Source organism: Methylotuvimicrobium buryatense (genome assembly GCF_005931095.1).
In the GTDB taxonomy this organism is placed as follows: Bacteria; Pseudomonadota; Gammaproteobacteria; order Methylococcales; family Methylomonadaceae; genus Methylotuvimicrobium; species Methylotuvimicrobium buryatense.
This window is the reverse complement of sequence record NZ_CP035467.1, coordinates 4,309,754-4,328,496: the sequence shown is the minus strand read 5'-3', so window position 1 is coordinate 4,328,496 and position 18,743 is coordinate 4,309,754. Positions and strand designations below refer to the sequence as shown.

14 protein-coding genes are annotated in these 18,743 nt (G+C 44.1%); 10 read left to right on the top strand and 4 right to left on the bottom strand.

Features of this window, described 5'->3' with window-relative positions; genetic code table 11:
• The first annotated feature begins 19 nt into the window (after positions 1-19).
• Together EQU24_RS19330 and EQU24_RS19325 are read left to right on the top strand one after the other, a co-directional pair.
• Positions 20-451 (top strand): secondary thiamine-phosphate synthase enzyme YjbQ, encoded by a 432-nt coding sequence (locus tag EQU24_RS19330; RefSeq protein ID WP_017841988.1) that lies wholly within the window; start codon positions 20-22, stop codon positions 449-451.
• 252 nt (positions 452-703) lie between these two features.
• A complete protein-coding gene (locus tag EQU24_RS19325; protein ID WP_017841989.1) occupies positions 704-1,159 on the top strand; it encodes a DUF411 domain-containing protein in 456 nt (151 codons plus the stop codon).
• Between the two features lie 242 nt (positions 1,160-1,401).
• On the opposite strand, the gene EQU24_RS19320 is transcribed toward EQU24_RS19325, so the two are convergent.
• Positions 1,402-1,839: a hypothetical protein gene (locus tag EQU24_RS19320; protein WP_017841990.1), complete on the bottom strand. Its 438-nt coding sequence runs from the start codon at positions 1,837-1,839 to the stop codon at positions 1,402-1,404.
• 1,560 nt (positions 1,840-3,399) lie between these two features.
• On the opposite strand from EQU24_RS19320, the gene amoC reads away from it, so the two are divergent.
• The 3 genes from amoC (at position 3,400) to amoB (ending at position 6,342) form a co-directional block, all read left to right on the top strand.
• Complete coding sequence (gene amoC, locus EQU24_RS19315) at positions 3,400-4,152, top strand: bacterial ammonia monooxygenase, subunit AmoC (RefSeq protein ID WP_017841992.1); 753 nt, start codon at positions 3,400-3,402, stop codon at positions 4,150-4,152.
• Positions 4,153-4,260: 108 nt separating this feature from the next.
• Entirely contained in the window at positions 4,261-5,004 is a 744-nt protein-coding gene (amoA, locus tag EQU24_RS19310) for a bacterial ammonia monooxygenase, subunit AmoA (RefSeq protein WP_017841993.1), read from the top strand.
• Positions 5,005-5,097: 93 nt separating this feature from the next.
• Complete coding sequence (gene amoB / locus EQU24_RS19305) at positions 5,098-6,342, top strand: bacterial ammonia monooxygenase, subunit AmoB (protein ID WP_017841994.1); 1,245 nt, start codon at positions 5,098-5,100, stop codon at positions 6,340-6,342.
• A gap of 3,787 nt (positions 6,343-10,129) precedes the next feature.
• Here amoB and EQU24_RS19295 read toward each other — a convergent pair.
• The gene (locus EQU24_RS19295; protein WP_026130315.1) at positions 10,130-12,079 is read right to left on the bottom strand and encodes a DCC1-like thiol-disulfide oxidoreductase family protein; all 1,950 of its coding nucleotides are present in this window, start codon (positions 12,077-12,079) and stop codon (positions 10,130-10,132) included.
• Between the two features lie 146 nt (positions 12,080-12,225).
• Positions 12,226-12,357 (bottom strand): hypothetical protein, encoded by a 132-nt coding sequence (locus EQU24_RS23350; RefSeq protein WP_017841996.1) that lies wholly within the window; start codon positions 12,355-12,357, stop codon positions 12,226-12,228.
• 212 nt (positions 12,358-12,569) lie between these two features.
• On the opposite strand from EQU24_RS23350, the gene EQU24_RS19290 reads away from it, so the two are divergent.
• Together EQU24_RS19290 and EQU24_RS19285 are read left to right on the top strand one after the other, a co-directional pair.
• Positions 12,570-12,959, top strand: a complete 390-nt coding sequence (locus EQU24_RS19290) for a hypothetical protein (RefSeq protein ID WP_017841997.1) — start codon at positions 12,570-12,572, stop codon at positions 12,957-12,959.
• Between the two features lie 23 nt (positions 12,960-12,982).
• Positions 12,983-13,408: a hypothetical protein gene (locus tag EQU24_RS19285; protein ID WP_017841998.1), complete on the top strand. Its 426-nt coding sequence runs from the start codon at positions 12,983-12,985 to the stop codon at positions 13,406-13,408.
• Between the two features lie 54 nt (positions 13,409-13,462).
• Here the strand turns inward: EQU24_RS19285 and EQU24_RS19280 are convergent, their stop codons facing one another.
• Complete coding sequence (locus EQU24_RS19280; protein ID WP_017841999.1) at positions 13,463-13,651, bottom strand: DUF2970 domain-containing protein; 189 nt, start codon at positions 13,649-13,651, stop codon at positions 13,463-13,465.
• A 105-nt stretch (positions 13,652-13,756) separates the two neighbouring features.
• Here EQU24_RS19280 and metH point away from each other — a divergent pair, with 105 nt between their 5' ends.
• From metH to EQU24_RS19265, 3 genes are read left to right on the top strand one after another with little or no spacing between them, the layout of a single operon-like run.
• Entirely contained in the window at positions 13,757-17,428 is a 3,672-nt protein-coding gene (gene metH / locus EQU24_RS19275) for a methionine synthase (RefSeq protein ID WP_017842000.1), read from the top strand.
• A 10-nt stretch (positions 17,429-17,438) separates the two neighbouring features.
• Positions 17,439-17,936 carry a TIGR00645 family protein gene (locus tag EQU24_RS19270; protein ID WP_014147030.1) on the top strand — a complete coding sequence of 166 codons (498 nt, stop codon included), beginning with the start codon at positions 17,439-17,441 and terminating at the stop codon, positions 17,934-17,936.
• A complete protein-coding gene (locus EQU24_RS19265) occupies positions 17,929-18,198 on the top strand; it encodes a glutaredoxin family protein (RefSeq protein WP_017842001.1) in 270 nt (89 codons plus the stop codon). The genes EQU24_RS19270 and EQU24_RS19265 overlap by 8 nt, the downstream gene beginning before the upstream one ends.
• Positions 18,199-18,743 lie beyond the last annotated feature (545 nt).

The window sequence follows — 18,743 nt, the reverse complement described above, 5'->3', positions numbered from 1 at the left end:
CCGAGCGAGTAAACAAGTCATGTGGATTCAAAAGCAAATTAAAATAAGCTCAAAAAAACGCGGCTTTCATTTAATCTCGCATGAAATTCGTCAAGGCTTTCCTGAGATAGGCGCGATGAAGTGCGGGTTATTACATCTATTTATACAGCATACTTCGGCATCGTTGGCGATTAATGAAAATGCCGATCCCGATGTCAGAATGGATATGGAGGCTTATTTTTCCAAAACGGTCCCGGAAAATGAACCTTATTATAGGCATACGCTCGAAGGGAGTGATGATATGCCGGCGCATTTAAAAAATATTATGATCGGTTGCCAGTTGACGATACCGGTTGGTTCGGGTCGAATGCTGTTGGGTACATGGCAAGGCATTTATTTGTGCGAGCATCGGGAAGATGCGGGTGCTAGAAACATAATTGCGACCATGACGGGTGATCTGCTTCACGAATAAATAGTGAGGCTACCTATTTACCCATCGGAGATCAAAATTCGGCGCCGAGGTGTTCGTCAAAGGACGCCGTGAATACGTCCATGTAGGCTCTATGCCAGCTCCATGCTGGCAAAGCCTTTGCCGAACACCCCGGTGCCTCCATGCGTCAATGCCCAAATTTGAAGCGCAATGGGTATGCATTCTCCGAGGCGGGAAAAAGTTGGGTGAGGTCAAATGAAAAATAATTTCTTGTCGATTCCATAGGAGTAATTAATGAAAAAAATATCGGCGATAATGATTATGTTGCCTTTTGTTTTTGCCGGAAGCTTAGCTCGGTCTGAAATTGGAGAGGTTAAGGATGTTGTGGTTTATCGAAGTCCTTCGTGTGGATGTTGTGGAAAATGGGTCAAACATCTTAAGGATAATAACTTTAATGTGATTGACAATATTGTTCACGATGTGGACTCGGTTAAACGTAAATATGGGGTTCCCAGCGAGTTGGCTTCCTGTCATACGGCGATAGTGGGCGATTATGTGATCGAAGGTCATGTGCCTGCCGAAGATATCGAAAAGCTCTTGAGTTTAAAATCCGATGTTTCAGGTATTGCCGTACCGGGGATGCCTGTCGGGACGCCTGGAATGGAAATGGGCGATCGCAAAGACGCTTATAAAGTCATTGCTTTCGATAAGGAAAGCCGTAAGCAGGTTTTTAGTGTGCATGAAGAATAAGATTATTTACTGTGCCAGCCAAGTTTCGGCGTCGGGAGGTCAAGAAGGCAGTAAATACCTCTATCAAAGAACGTTATGATTCTAGGCGCGAGGCTGAAGTCTTTGCGATTCGCCCCGGATACTGCTTGGCCGATGCCGAAATTTGACGTGCGATAGGCATGATTTAAAAATCGGCAAAAAAATGCCCTCTAAAAGAGGGCATTTTTTTTGCGGCGAATTGGGTTGAGGAGGCGCTTATCGGTTTATAGCTCGTCAATGCCCGATAATCCGTCAACCGACCAATTGTCAGTATTCAAAATGCCCGATTGATCATCGCCTTTTTTGTATTTTATCCGGCAAGCATATCTTCTTGTTATGCTTGCCGTGTCAGGGCTCGCTATTTCAACTTCCGCATTGATGACATATTGATAGTTGCCGATGCCCCATGCATTAAGCGGCTGTGCCGAAAAGAATGCCGAATACTTAGTATCAAGCTCTTCTTTTATATAGTTGTTACAGAAGGTAAAAGCAAGATCGGTCATTTCATTGGAAATGCTTTCTAAATCACCGATGTCCTGTGAGTCAACGAGAAAAAGGTCGGAGCTGACTACTTTATGTACAAAAGGCATGATGGCTTCACGCTGAAATAAGATAAGCCCGATGAAGCCGATGATAATAAACAAGAATTTAAAATTTTTCATTGAGGTTTTTAGTATATGGGGTTATGAAAACAAATGCGATTCTAACAGAATTCAGGCTGTAGGAAACTCAATTTGACAATATGAAAAGTATTGTGATTTTAGACTGTTAGCGTAAAAAACGGTCAGTGTAGCAAGTCGTTAACAAGTCTGGACAGTTGAAACAAGTCGATCAATGAAGACTCAAGAATAATGATAGCTAATTGTCATTAAGCATTTTTATCAGGCGTGATGCTTGAGTCAATAGCTAATTACTTGCAGATGGAATAAAGCCTTGAATTTTTAATCAAGCTGTCCGAAAAAAGACGATAAGCGCGAAGATTTTATTTCGGCACCAGGGGGCCCGTCAAAGGGCGTTGTGAATACGCCCATGCAGGCTCTATGCCGGCATCCATGCCGGAAAAGCCTTTGCCGAACATTTCGGCGCTTCCTTAAGCAATGCCGAAATTCGAAGTGCGAAAGGTATAGTTATCACGAAATCCTTGCTCTTGGGAGTCGACACCAAGATGGTGATTGTATAGTCACCGAAGCAATCGACTATGGCATTGAAAAAATTGATAATCGCTACCGTAACGTCATAACTACCAGCTCAATATGTCGTTACGGCAGTCCATAGCGGAATAACGAAGCATTAATTAGGTATGTGTAAATGCCCGGTCGGAAATGGAAAGTTTGCCTTCGCCTCTTGCGCATGTTGCCTAACAGCTTATTTATTTTTCCTGATTAGCAAGATGCTTCGGCTTGCCAAAGCCAGGTGTCGGAGCAGGGTCCAGTCGTAGTCGCAAAAACTAAAATATGCTGTTACCCAAGCTCCAACGCTCATCGTTATACATAAGTCAAAAATTTCTCTTTTGCAATCTTAGCCAATGAGACCTCGATGCCATTTATTGCCACCCAACGAAACCGGCTTCGAAATCGCGGATCAGGGGATCGCTCCCACAGAGCGTTCATCGCCGCCTTCGTCGCGACTATCGAAACCAATGACGATCAATATCCACAGATTTATCAAACATCAACGCTCCCAGTGATTCGATAAACTCAGTTCAGCAAGTGTGCCGGCACTTATGTATAACGATGAGAGCTCTAGCTTGGGTAACCTGTTCAGGAAACTGGAGCTTCCGGGGGGGGGGGCTTTCCTAAGCTGGATCTTGGGAAAGAGCGTGATGTGGCTTGGCCGTTTTTAGCTTGACGCGCATGGCTTACGAACTCCGTCCTGCTAGGGAGATGCTGAATCTTTGGGCTTTAGCTGAAGAAACTTGCTAATCAGGTTATTTTTTGGCATTGCTATGATCGAAATGGAATGAAAATGATCCGAAAAACAGGCTTTTGTAAGCAACCGATAAATAAGAGGTTAAGGGCTGGAAGATAAATGAAAATCAGGGTGGATAAAGAACTAATGATTAATAGCGCACTAGATCGGTCATAAATTAAGTTGACAAGCCTTTTCGAAATGATAAACTGAGCAGCACCAAATTGGACTGGTAGAGCTTAAATAAAAGCGTTAAAGGGATGTTTTAAAACAACCGCCCTTCGGGGTTTTTAAAAATTTTTTAGGAGGTAGAAATGGCTGCTACAACTGAGTCAGTTAAAGCTGATGCTGCAGAAGCACCACTTTTGAACAAAAAAAATATAATTGCCGGTGCATCTTTGTACCTGGTATTTTATGCTTGGGTTCGTTGGTATGAAGGCGTTTATGGCTGGTCCGCCGGTCTTGACTCTTTCGCTCCGGAATTCGAAACTTACTGGATGAACTTCCTGTACATCGAAATGGTTCTGGAAGTATTGACAGCTTCTATCTTGTGGGGTTATATCTGGAAAACTCGTGATCGTAAAGTGATGTCAATCACTCCACGTGAAGAGTTGAGAAGACATTTTACTCACTGGACATGGCTAATGATGTACGGCATCGCGATCTACTTCGGTGCTAGCTACTTCACAGAGCAAGACGGTACATGGCATCAAACCATCGTACGTGATACTGACTTCACTCCAAGTCATATCATTGAGTTCTACTTGAGCTACCCAATCTATATCATCACTGGTGGCGCTTCTTTCTTGTACGCTAAAACAAGACTTCCAACTTACCAACAAGGTTTGTCTCTGCAATACCTGGTTGTTGTTGTAGGTCCATTCATGATTCTGCCAAACGTTGGTTTGAACGAGTGGGGTCATACTTTCTGGTTTATGGAAGAATTGTTTGTTGCTCCTCTGCACTATGGTTTCGTCTTCTTCGGATGGTCGGCTCTGGGTGTATTGGGTGTAATCAACATCGAGTTGGGCGCATTGTCCAAGCTGCTGAAAAAAGACTTAGCATAAGTTAGGTCTGTAAAAACTATCTCCTGGTCGCTTCTTCTTCATTGAAGAAGCGATACAGAAAATAGTAAAAATAAATAATAATTTTTAAATCCTTTAGGAGGTAAGCTAATGAGCGCATCTCAATCAGCTGTTCGTTCACGCGCAGAAGCTGTCAAAGTTTCTCGTACGTTCGACTACATGATTCTCTTTACGGCGTTTTTTGTTGTTCTCGGTGGTTATCATATCCACTATATGTTGACTGGCGGTGACTGGGATTTCTGGACCGATTGGAAAGATAGACGTCTATGGGTAACTGTAGCGCCAATCGTTTCAATTACTTTCCCTGCTGCGGTTCAAGCTGTACTTTGGTGGCGCTATCGCATCGCTTGGGGTGCAACTCTGTGTATCTTAGGTCTGTTACTCGGTGAGTGGATCAACAGATACTTCAACTTCTGGGGATGGACATACTTCCCAGTTAACTTTGTATTCCCTTCAAACCTGATGCCAGGTGCGATCGTATTAGACGTTATCCTGATGCTTTCTAACAGCATGACTCTGACTGCGGTTGTTGGTGGTTTGGCTTGGGGCTTACTGTTCTATCCAGGTAACTGGCCAATCATTGCTCCATTACATGTTCCTGTTGAATACAACGGCATGATGATGACTCTGGCTGACCTTCAAGGTTACCACTATGTTAGAACTGGTACTCCTGAGTACATCCGTATGGTTGAAAAAGGAACACTGAGAACATTTGGTAAAGACGTTGCTCCAGTATCAGCGTTCTTCTCTGGTTTCGTAAGTATCTTGATTTACTTCTTGTGGCACTTCTTCGGAAGATGGTTCGGAAGTGAAAAATTTGTACAAGGTTCTTGATACAAACTTAATAATCAAAAAACCACGGTATATTCATTTCGAATCTACTGGATGCTTATAAAACTATTAATTCTCTGTAATAGAGGAGGATATATGAAAATAATAAAAGACAAAGTTGCTAAATTGTCCTTTGTCGCACTGCTCGTATCTGTAACGGCAGCGATGTTTTACACTCCGACAGCATCTGCTCATGGTGAGAAATCACAGGCGGCGTTCATGCGTATGCGGACCATTCACTGGTTCGATTTGAACTGGTCTAAAGACCAAGTTGCAGTCAATGAAACTATGTCAATTTCAGGTAAATTCCACGTATTCGCGGGATGGCCGGAAACTGTCGATAAGCCAGAAGTTTCTTTCTTGAACATCGGTATTCCTGGTCCTGTATTTATTCGTGCAGGTTCTTGGATCGGTGGTCAATTAGTTCCTCGTTCAGTAACTTTGGAACTTGGCGAAACTTATGAGTTTAAAGTTTTATTGAAAGCACGTCGTCCAGGTGACTGGCACGTTCATACTATGATGAACGTTCAAGGCGGTGGTCCTATCATTGGCCCAGGTAAATGGGTAACTATTACTGGTAAAATGAGCGATTTCAGAAACCCAATCACTACTTTGACCGGTGAAACCATTGATCTGGAAAACTATGCATTAGACGGTGTCTATGGATGGCATTTGTTCTGGTACGTTTTGGGTATTGCTTGGATGGTATACTGGTGCCGCAAGCCTGTATTCATTCCACGTAGAATAGCTGTCGATGCTGGTAAAGCCGATTCATTGATCACACCAACTGACAAAAAAGTTGGTATGGCTTTCGCTGCTGGTACTATGGCAATCGTTGCTATCTCAATGGGTCAAGCCAACGAGAAATATCCTGTTACGACTCCATTGCAAGCAGGTTTGATGCGCGGTATTAAATCTTTAGAACTTCCACAACCTACAGTTTCTGTAAAAGTTGTTGACGCTTCTTACCGTGTACCAGGTCGTGCAATGCAAATGACTTTGGAACTCGTTAACAACGGTGATTCTGCAGTTCGTTTGGCTGAGTTCAACACAGCTGCTGTTCGTTTCTTGGATTCTGAAGTGTACGAAGACGACACTAACTATCCAGATGATTTGTTAGCCGAAGACGGTTTGACTGTTAGCGATAACAGCCCGCTGGCTCCAGGCGAAACAAGAACAGTTGAAGTTACTGCTTCTGACGCAGCATGGGAAGTTTACCGTTTAGCTGACTTGATCTACGATCCAGACAGCCGTTTCGCGGGTCTGTTGTTCTTCATCGATGAAGACGGCAACCGTCAAATGGTAATGGTAGATGCACCATTGATCCCAACATTCATCTAATGAATAGCTTGGTCTAATTATATAGACTAAGTAGGGTTAAAGCCCTCGTGCTGAAAAGCACGGGGGCTTTTTTATTTGTATCGAAAAAGTGAGAGTGTTTGATTTAGCTTGAATGCGCGACTGGCTAAGGGGTTAAGTAGAAAAACCAGTGGAGAGTTGTCATAAAAGAGCAGTTGACATGTGATGTAGTCGGAGCATACCGTTTTCGTATTCCTCTGCGCTGCATAAGGGGTAAGGAATATGCACAAAATAACTTATACAAGTAGTAGGCTTTGTGGCGGTTTGGTGACTCGCTTGACAGGACGCCGTGAATACGTCCCTGTAGGCTTGACGGTGGCTATCCCTGCCGCCGACACCTGTCAATCGAGCCACCAAACCCCCTTCCAACAGTTGTCTAAGTTATTTCATGCTCGTTCCTAAGTGATTTAATAGCAACTTGGAAAGAGTGGATATGTATTGGGTGTTTTACTCCCTTTTGATTGAAAAACCGCCTAAGAATAAAAGGTATGGGATATGTCTATCGAGGCAGCAATTCCCAGTTTGAGCAGTTTCGCCGATTTTAGAGTGTGGGGTATGCCTGCCGACATCCTCGCTAGCTGCACCCAATATCTTCATAAAGCTAACCATTTTTTGAGTATAAAGGGAGTAGCTTGATGCGTATGGTGTGTATGTCTTTTGCACTTCAAATTTCGGCAGTGCCAGAGGAGGAGCCTGGGTGTCCGATAAAGGCTTTGCCAGCATGGAGCTGGGATAGGGGCTACATGAACGTTTCACGGCGCCCTTTAGCGGACACCCAGGCGCCGAATTTTGATCTACGACGGGTATTACTCCCATTTGGTTGAAAAACCGTTAAACCTAAATTCGGAAGTTTAACCATGAAGTTGATGGAGTTCATAAAGCATTTCAAGAAATTATAAACATTCTCGCTAACCGTCTTGGTGAGCCAATGATCTATGTGTATATTCTGGCCCAAACTGAACACTTTCCGGATTTTCCAGAATCGGTGTTCCAGTTACCAGAATCCCATCTAACGCATTGTTTATCTAATCAGTTTATCCTTCCCGCCTTATTGTGGAAAAGATAAGGTCAGCGAATAGAACGGCCATTCGAAAATTACGAGAAGTACTCAGGCTTCGCTACAGCGCCGTATTAAACAAAAAAACCTAAATTCGCAAGTCAGGCCACTAAAATCACGAAATACACCATAGAGTAGACACTAAGTTGGCGCTTATGGAGGGGTGAACGGCGGCTTGAAGGGTAAGTGTTGGCAACTCAAAGCAGAAAAATGCTCTTGAATGCTCAGCATTCATTACATCTTTGCCAAGCACATCCCACGCCCTTTTTGATCCCCAAATGGGGAATTGCTGCTAGCTAAGCCTTATACCTTCATGAGGTTAGCTAATTTTTGACTGCAAATCTAGAAAAAATTCACTATGAAGATCATAAAGAATAAGAAGTTGATTCAATAAATTGGTGTGCCTTCTTATGGGGGTGGGCAGCGCAATGTTTATAGCTTGTTTTTTATTGCCATGAGGATAATGAAGGGAAGAGAATTGAGTGCTTTGTGAGCGGTCTCAATATCACGAATGAACTCAATAGATAAACTCAATGCGGTAATACAGCATTTTCAAATCAAACACTCCAATGGCAATAATGATGACATAGACTGTTAATGGTTATACCCATCGCACTTCAAATTTCGTCATTGACGCGTGGAGGTGCCGGGGTGTTCGGCAAAGGTCTTGACAGCAGGGGTGCTGTCAAGAGCCTACATGGACGTTTCACGGCGTCCATTGACGAACACCCCTGCGCCGAAATTTGACCAGCAAAGGGTATAGTAACGCGATTAAATAGAATACGCTGTGTCTTCAAGTTATTCATACTCTTCATGGTAGAACTAAAATCATATTTTTTTGAATCAACGCCCGTTCTTATAAAGATTTAGCTCGCCCGATAGGTTAGCGGGACTGCACGGTTAATATAGTGAGTGACTTAATGAGCTTCAGGCGCTTAATGGTTAAGCTATCAAATTTAGGATATAGGGAATAATTATATATTTCCTATGTCAAATTTCGGCACTGCTTGAGGAGGCGCCGGGGGGTGCGGAAAAGGCTTGGCCAGCATGGAGGTGGCATAGAGGCTGCTAGTATGTATTAACGGCGTTCTTTGACGGACATCACGGGGCCGAATTTTGATCTACGATGGGTATACGTCTAAAAGTTTTGATGGGTGGGCTCTATGGATGGGCTCTTAATTCGCTACATATATTGAAAACTATTGCGGCAATTAATGTGGAGATGGGGCTGATCGCATGGGAACCTGCTTAAAGAATTAGAAATATAATTCGAAGCGCGGTAAAGGCTATTAAAAAGTTGGAAAGCTGAGGAGAATATTTCTAAGAAAAATTGCGGAAGGAGCAGGGAGAGGAATAAGGTGACGAGATGATTGTATGGAGTTGAGAAAGCTAAAATTGAATATGAATCCAGCTTATTTGAAAACAAGCTGGATTCATTAGGTCAAAGCTTACAATCTAATAGTTGTATTTTCAACTTTTTGTTTGGAGCTATCAGGATCGTCCAGGCAGCCTGTTAAACCAACGATCATTAATGCCATAGCTAAAAGTGATAAAACTTTTTTCATACTATCCTCCAAAAGAATTTATTTTTATATTAATAAAATTACAGTACTAAATGCTTAGCACGGTATTTTTATATCATGGCAAAAATATCTATGCAACATTTAAATTAAAATGAGCGTAGATGTCATAATGGTAGGGGGGGAGATTTATGCTAAAAAGTATGTTGTTGTTTATAGTAAGCTATTGTTCTAAAAAGAAACATAAATAATGAGAATTAACTCGATGCTTACTTGGGTTATTCGAATAGTTCGCTCGTAACTCACGCAGCTGTATGGTGAAGTCACTCAAGCTTTAGAATGGAGGAATTGTCTGGTCCGGCAATCGGTTTTGGTAAATATTTAGTCCTCCTCTTTTAAAAAGACGACGGCATGGACAACTAGAGGTAGAACGCAGGAGCAGTTGCCGAGGGGTTAGGTGAAGTTTTTTTAATGAATAACTTTATTCAAAGGGGTAGAGTCATAAGCGCCAGATTAGAGCCTATTCTCCTCCCTAAAATCTGCGACATCCTCGCTAGCCACACCTCATACCTTCATAAAGCTAACCATTTTTAGAGTATAAAGGGAGTATGGTGCGTTTATGGCTTTATTCGTCATATCGGTATGGGTTGTCGATATCCATGGTGCATTGATGTGGTGCTACGCATTGCCATCCTTGGTCCTGGATTCCGCCAATCCCTGGCGGAATGACGCGTTCCTTCCTTAAATTAGTACTTATGGGGTATAAGTATCTACACATTTTTATCATTTAAAATCATGCTGTTATACCTTTTGCACTTCAAGTTTCGGCGGTGCCCGAGGAGGCTCCGGGGTGTCCGACAAAGGCTTTGCCAGCATGGAGCTGGCATAGAGCCTACATGGGCCTATTCACGGCGTCCTTAGGTGAACGCCCCGGCGCCGAATTTTGATCTACGATAGGTATTTAAAGTTTCTTCTGGTTTATTATGAAGATAGGGACTAAAAATTGAAGTTTTTAGTCTACTTTTTTATCCTAGATAACAGAAAAATTAACTTAACTAATTGTTTTATAAAGCTGAAAACTTGTGTAGATACCTATGGCTTATGGGGGGGGGGGGGCTGCATGTTTGAAATGTAGGGGTCTGAATAATTACTATTTATGAGTATAAGGGGAGTAAATTGCAAAACCTTGTCGTTATTCAGGTGTGACAGTAGGCCAATAGCTTGATTTAAGGGAGGCATGATTGAGCAGCATTTGGCTTAGGTTGCTATGGAATTGCTGATGTTTCCAATGGACTGTGCCAAGGTTTGACCATTCTCCACTGAGGTTTTGATTCAGCAAGTCATAAACCCAGAATGATGGCGCCGAGTTTGTCTTGATCTTGATGGTGAACACAGTGTCATCAAGGTTTAGCTCAAGTCTATGGGACCAGTATGCAGTGATTTTCATGATCAGTTTGTTGAGCCTGATAACATCGATATTCGGTGTGACGGCAATATTGGCCCACATTGAATGAACGCGTCCCCAGTGAGGGGCAAGTATTCGCCCTTCTTGGTTGATGAACGGTAACCAGGCTTCATCTCCTTCATTATTGGTATAGGTGATTGCGAGTAATGAGTCATAGCCCTCAAAATGGTCGTGTAAATAAAGAGCGTGGGGTGTTATACCGATGAATGAATGGGATAGTAACAAAATCGAATTGCTGGCCTGGGTTAGTGTGAGCGTCATAGGGTTGTTGCGTGTGTCGACATTAAGTCGATATAGCAGTCCGTAGTGCAAGGAGCTATTGATTTGTAGTATACAAATGATAAAAAGGGCTTTAGACAGCGTTTTTAAGTTTTTTCTTAAACGAGGGTTGTCGGTCTCAAATAAGCGGTCATAAAAGGTGGGTAATTTACATTGGGTTGTATTTGGGATGATGCAGTCTTGATTGCATGGCGTGCGTTGTCTGTTGTCGGCTATGTTGCGATAGATTGTTTTGGTCAGATGATAAATGCCAGGAATACTCATTAACCAGCCGAATAAGAATGGATAGCGCATTTTTATTAGGATTCGTATATAGGTATTGATGCCGCTATAAACTTTTCCGTTTTCATCGACGGCATAAAGATCCGTTAGTAGGGTGTTTAGTGGTATGGAAGATAGAGCGGGTTGTTTATTTGAAAAGGTTTGAGCGTCTTTAAATTCAATGCATTTGAAAATATCGAAATGATTGACGGTTAATGCGGTCCGGTTGCATAAAGGGCAGTCTTTGTCGTAATAGACAAGTAATAAAGGCTGAGTGGGTCTTAAGGTTTTCGCTAAGCAACGCCACCATGAAAATGGAACCAGTAGAATGTAAAAAATGAGCATGCTAAGGCCAAACGGATAAATGTTTAGAGAAATCGTTATGCCAAGGTGTAAGCCAATGCCAATAAAAAGGTAGATGGGGCGTAAGTGACGGTTTGAAAATAAGAATAGAAAGCTGAATTGAAAAATGATAATGGTATAGCCAATCATCTTTTGTAAGACTTCCTGGTTGAGCAGCCAGGACATATTGATCGCGGATACATAATAAGGCTGTGTGGACGGAAGCCAGGCGCCTAGGCCGTTTCGCCAGTGTTCAGCAAATAATTTATGAATCGCCGAGTCGAAATATAGAAAGCCCAGGCAGATCAATATAGGGAGGTGGTAGCTGAGGATTGAAACAGTAGGTTTTTGATGTTGCGAATAATGACGAAAAGGTGTGCTGAGTTTTAGCCTTAATTGATCAATTGCAAAGGCTTTGTCGGTCGGCATGAAGAGTAGAAAAAATCCTGCTCCGGTCATAAATGCATCGAATCCGCCGTCAAAGTCGCGCTGCATGGGGGTAAATTGTACAAAGACGATCCAAAAAATGTAGCTGACAATCAGGGCGTATTGGCATTGGTAGCCAGCGATTATGAATAAGGCAGCAATCGCCCAGAGGCAAAGAAAAAAAGGAATGAGTGGGAATTCGACGTCAATGTAAGGAGTAGGGTCGAAAATTAGATGGTTGAAATATAACAAGAAGCAGATTTCTTGAAATAACACCATTCCGTAGAATAGTCGGAATAAGCCGATGCCGGTGGCTGGGGCGGGTTTAGTATGGAGTTGGTATATCTTGGTGTAAATAAAATGATACATTTAATAAAGCAATGTGCTGATTAAATGTACAAATTATAAGGTATTTAGGCGGCGAGTGGATAAAAAAACAAAGGCCGCCTCTAATACTTTAACGGAATTAGCAGGGGCGGCCTTGTAATCTTTATTTAAACTAACGGAGTGTTAGTTTATTTGTCTTCGTCGTTAGGCTCAGCAAAAACCCATTTTACTAAGAAGTAACCGGCTGCGATAACGACAATCGCACCGATCATGCCAGCTGGTTCTTTTAACATTTCAGTCAAATCTAAGATCGCACCCATGAGTGTCCTACCTGTATTTTTATATTTTAGAAAATGCTATAGACATAGCAAATGAGCCATCAATGATACTTTAGACACAGCTAATGTCAAGATTTATTGTTGAAATTTTAAAGCGATGCACAATAAGTTAGGGGAATGTAAAAACTAGAGTAGCGGTGGGTGTGTGTTATAATCCGAAAGACCTATAAAATTCAAAGTAAAAAGGTGGGAAAATGAATATAAAAATGAGAATACATGCAATATGGCCCGCTGTTTTATTGGCTTTTGCAGCGAATGCGGAAGTCTTATTGAAAGATCAGTCTGAAATTTTGGGAAGTTGGAATCTCTATGCGGAATCTGCTAAGTTGGATGGAGAGAAAAAAGCGTTAAGCGTCGAGTGGGATTTTAAAACTGACGGGGTGTTGAACACTAAATCGATCGATACGTTCGGGCGAACTAAGACGTTTGAAGTGGCATTAAAATATTCTGTCGAAGATGGCATGATTAGAAAGCAAGCGACTCCCGGTCGCGAAAAATACGAATCTTGCAAAGTGATCGAAAAATCGGATTCGGATATGATTTTGAAGTGTACCTATCTTTTTTTCTTTTTAACTAAAAAATAATAACTAAAACAGGAGGGTGTGCAATGATTGGTGGTATTGTGATGATTCTGGTAGCCGTTTGGGTCTACCAGTCGGCTTCGCGAGCTAAAGTAGAAAAAACCCTTTTTTGGGTGGTTTTGTGCTCGGTCGTTTTTTTAGCGGTTCAATTTACGGCTGTTTATTTCAATGTGTATTTACTCGAGACCTTTAAAGGCGGCGGTTTCGAAGGCGGCTATGAGCGGGATTTGGCTTCCGTCGGCGACCGAAAAACCAAAGGCGGCATATTTCAAGGATTTACCGGAACTCTGTTGTCCATTGTGTTTGAATTGATGCCGCCGCTTCTGGGTGTCTTAGCCGTTGCATTTATTAGAACTAAGTTTATGCTCAAAGAAGCATTGACAGTTTCTAATTTATTCAGCGGAATGAAAGAGTTATTCGTCTCGATCAAGAATAGCTTCAAACCGGAATAGTCTCTCGTTTTACAAGGCAAAAAAGCCCAAGTCCTGCTTGGGCTTTTTTGTTAATCAGCCAGTAATTTTTGCAACAAGTAATGCCAAAAGAGCGACAAATAAAACGGTAAAAATAATGCCGACAATGATGTACGTGGATAAGTTGCCGTGTTCGAAATCCCGTTGCCTGTTTTTGTCACTTTGTACGCCGACTGCGGCGGCGAAAACGCTTTTTATTACACTGAGTATCGTCGGTTTCGACATAACCATCCCCCTAGAAATCCGTTAAGCATAATATGGTGCGACAGCTTGTCAAGCCAAGCTTTATCCGGGCGCTCTGCCCTTATTTAACTTCTAGCATGTAAGCACATGAGTAAATTAGAAAATTTTAAAAAAAGACTGTCCCAAAGTATCCTGTTTTTAGATGGCGCTATGGGCACGATGATTCAAAGCTACAAATTGGAAGAAAAAGATTATCGGGGCAAACGTTTTTCGGACTGGACTGTCGATCTAAAAGGTAATAATGACCTGTTGTCTTTGACTCAGCCGGATATTATTAAAGCGATTCACAGCGCATATCTCGATGTCGGTTGCGATATTATCGAGACTAATACCTTTAATGCGACGCAAATTGCGATGGCCGATTACAAAATGGAATCATTGGCCTATGAGATCAATTTGGAATCGGCGCGACTGGCTAGACAGGCTGCTGACGAATATACCCACAAAACACCTGATAAGCCGCGCTTCGTAGCCGGTATTTTAGGGCCGACCAACCGAACTGCATCGATGTCGCCGGATGTCAACGACCCCGGTTTTCGTAATATCGACTTCGATACTTTGGTTGATGCTTATACCGAAGCGACGCGGGGCTTGATTGACGGCGGTTCCGATATTATTTTGATCGAAACGGTATTCGATACGCTCAATGCCAAGGCGGCAATTTTCGCGGTCGATCAATATTTCGAAGCGCTCGGCTATAAACTGCCAGTCATGATTTCCGGCACGATTACCGATGCGTCCGGCAGAACCCTGTCGGGTCAAACCGTCGCGGCGTTTTGGAATTCACTCAGTCATATCGAGCCGATTTCATTCGGCTTCAACTGTGCCTTAGGTGCGAAAGAACTCAGACAACATATCGAAGAGTTATCTTCGATAGCCGATACGCATGTGTCGGCTCATCCAAACGCGGGCTTGCCGAACGAATTCGGCGAATATGACGAATCGCCGGAAGATATGGCCTTGGAGTTGGCTGATTGGGCCGCGAACGGTTATTTGAACATCATCGGCGGCTGTTGCGGCACGTCGCCCGAGCATATCAAAGCGATTGTCGAGGCGGTCAAGCAATATCCGCCGAGAGTCGTTCCCGTTATTGAAAAGCAATGCCGCCTGGCCGGCCTGGAACCGATGAATATTGGGCCGGATTCGTTGTTCGTTAATGTCGGCGAACGGACCAATGTCACCGGCTCGGCAAAATTCAAGCGCTTAGTTGTCGACGGCGATTTTGAAACGGCATTGGAAATAGCCAAGGACCAGGTCGAAAACGGCGCGCAAATCATCGATATCAACATGGACGAAGGCATGTTGGAGTCGAAAGAAGCGATGGTGCGCTTTCTCAGTCTGATCGCGGCAGAACCCGATATCGCTAAGGTGCCGATCATGCTCGATTCGTCGAAATGGGATATTCTCGAAGCCGGATTGAAGTGCATTCAAGGCAAGGGTGTCGTTAATTCTATCTCGATGAAGGAAGGCGAGGAGGCATTTATACGACATGCCAAATTGATACGTCGCTATGGTGCGGCTGCAATCGTGATGGCTTTCGACGAACAAGGTCAAGCCGATACGCGTGATAGAAAGGTCGAAATCTGCAGTCGGGCCTATCGTATTTTGACCGAGCAATTGAATTTTCCGGCCGAGGACATTATTTTCGACCCGAACATCTTTGCGATTGCAACCGGTATCGATGAGCACAATAACTACGGCATGGATTTTATCGAGGCGACCCGCGAAATCAAGCGAACGCTACCTCATGCCTTGATTTCGGGCGGCGTGTCGAACGTGTCTTTTTCGTTCCGAGGGAACAATCCGGTTCGCGAGGCGATACATGCGGTATTTTTGTATCATGCGATCAAGGCCGGCATGGATATGGGCATCGTCAATGCCGGCCAATTGGCGATTTACGAAGATATTCCGATAGAATTGCGCGATGCGGTTGAGGATGTTGTGCTCAATCGTAATGACCGCGCGACCGAACGCTTGCTTGAGTTGGCCGAAAAATATCGAGGCGACGGTAGTACGGTAGCCAAGCCGGAAGAGCTGGAATGGCGTAGTTGGCCGGTTACTAAAAGGCTCGAGCATGCCTTGGTTAAAGGCATCGCCGATTTCATCGACGAAGATACCGAGCAGGCACGACAGGAAGCCGAAAAGCCGCTGCATGTAATCGAAGGCGCGTTGATGGACGGCATGAATGTGGTCGGCGATTTGTTTGGAGCCGGCAAAATGTTTTTGCCGCAAGTCGTCAAGTCGGCGCGTGTCATGAAAAAGGCGGTCGCTTATTTGATGCCGTTCATGGAAGCTGAGCAAGACGGCGAAATGCAGACCAACGGCAAAATACTGATGGCCACCGTCAAAGGCGACGTGCACGATATCGGTAAAAACATCGTCGGAGTGGTGCTGCAATGCAATAATTTTCAGGTTATCGACTTGGGAGTGATGGTGCCGGCCGAAAAAATATTGCAGACCGCGCGAGATGAAAAAGTCGATATCATCGGTCTCAGCGGATTGATTACGCCGTCTCTCGATGAAATGGTGCATATGGCCAAGGAAATGGAACGACAAGGCTTCGACATTCCGTTGATGATCGGCGGCGCAACGACTTCACGAGCGCATACTGCGGTCAAGATCGAGCCTAACTATCATGGCCCGGTTGTTTATGTTGCCGACGCCTCCAGAAGCGTCGGTGTCGCCAGTCATTTGGTCAGCGACGATTCCAAGGAGGCATTTACCCAAAAAATCAAGGAAGAATACAAGGAGGTTCGGGAAAGGCATCAGGGCCGTAAAGCCAAGACCAAGCAGCACAGTATTGAGCAGGCGAGGCGCAATAAATTCAATTGGACCGATTTCGAGCCGGTCAAGCCCACTTTTTTAGGCACCAAAGTCATCGATCGCTTTCCTCTCGATACGTTGGTTTGGTATATCGATTGGACGCCGTTCTTCCATACCTGGGAATTGGCCGGTAAATATCCCGATATTTTCGAAGATCGGGTTGTCGGCGTCGAAGCGCGAAAGTTATTTGAAGATGCGCAGACCATGTTGAAAAAAATCATCAACGAAGAATGGCTTCAGGCTCGAGCCGTTATCGGTTTTTTTTCGGCCAACAGCGACGGCGACGACATCATTTTATATAAAGACGATTCGCGGCTTGAAAAGCGAGAAATTTTGCATCATTTGCGGCAGCAAAGTGTCAAGGCGCCGGGGCGGCCGAATTATTGTTTGTCCGATTTCATCGCGCCTATCGATAGCGGCAAGACCGATTATTTGGGCGGCTTTGCGGTAACGACCGGCATCGGCATCGAAGCTAAGCTCGAAGAATTCGAAAAAGACCATGACGATTACAGTTCGATCATGCTCAAGGCCTTGGCAGACCGATTGGCAGAAGCCTTCGCCGAGTATATGCATGAAGCGGTTAGGAAGGATTTTTGGGGTTATGCAAAAGACGAACAATACCGTAACGATGAGTTGATCGCAGAATCTTATCAAGGCATAAGGCCGGCTCCGGGTTATCCCGCTTGTCCGGATCATACCGAAAAGAGCAAATTGTTCGAGTTGCTCAATGTTACGGCGACGACCGGCATCGAGTTGACCGAGAGTTACGCGATGTATCCGGCTTCGGCGGTCAGCGGCTGGTATTTTTCGCATCCGGAAGCGCAGTATTTCAATGTTGGCAAGATCGATCACGATCAGCTCGAAGACTATGCGCGCCGAAAAGGCATCGCGAAGGAAGTAGCTGAGCGGTGGTTGTCCGCGCATTTGCATCACTGAGGAGCTTTCTATGATTGAACGCGCGATCGAGCGCATCATGTATGCGAGTCGCTGGATTTTGGCGCCGGTGTATCTAGGAATGAGCGTAGCCTTGTTGGCAATATCGGTAAAATTTTTTCAGGAGATCATTCATTTTGTCCCTCACATTCTTGAGATCGATGAAGCGAATTTGACTTTGAAGTTATTGACTTTGATCGATCTGACTCTGGTTGGTAGTCTAGTCATCATCGTGATGTTCAGCGGTTACGAAAATTTCGTTTCGCAAATGGATATCGGTTTGTCGACCGAAAAGCTGGGTTGGCTCGGAACGCATGATTACGGTTCTCTAAAAATCAAGCTGGCATCGTCGATTGTCGCGATCTCGTCGATTCATTTGTTGAAAGTATTCATGAATATACAAGGGACTGACAACGACAAGATTTTATGGTATGTCGCCGTGCATTTAACTCTCGTAATTTCTGCGCTGTTGATGGGTTTTCTCGATAAAATCAGCAAGCATCATGATTAAGTTGATTCTGTTCGGGACGCAAGGCTGCCATTTGTGCGAGCAAGCGGAGGAAATGCTGAATAGTTATCTGGCAGATAATAACGATATCGAGATTGAGTCGATCGATATAGCCGAGCAAACGCAATGGCAGGAGCGTTACGCGATACGCATCCCGGTGTTGTTGCACGAGGCGTCGGGTTCAGAACTTTGTTGGCCGTTCGATCGACTCGATGTAGAGAGGCTTGTCGCAATGATTAGCGGAAAGTATGATGGTAAGCGGTAAGCCCTGTATTGCTTGATCCCATACGCGGGGCGGGTTATTTAACCCGCCCTTGAATTGAATTTAGGCCGCTTCGAAGGCTTCGAAATAAACCGTGGGTGACGAGCATCAGTGACTTTCCCTCGCCTAGCCTTAGGAGAGGGACGGTGGAAGTGTTGTTCCCGCTGAGGATGGCGGATGCACTGTGGGAGCGATCCCTAGATCGCGATTTCGAGGCCAAGAATGCTAAGTTACATTAAATGGCATCGAGGTCAAAAAGGCTAAAATATGTGGCTACCCAAGCGCCAGATCGGGTAGCCTGTTCAGGAAGCTCTAGTTTCCGGGGTGTCTTTCACAAGCTGGAGTTTGGGAAAGAGCGTGATGCGGGTTGGCCGTTTTAAGCTTGATGCGCATGGATTACAAACCCCGTCCAGCCAAGGGCGACTGATAATGGCTTGCGTCTTAAACCGAACTCAGGTTGCATAAGTTTTTTGAGTCCATTGGTTGATCAGCTTGAAAGGTTTAACTAATTGAATATTTTCGTGATTTTCGTAAATAAAAAATGCTTT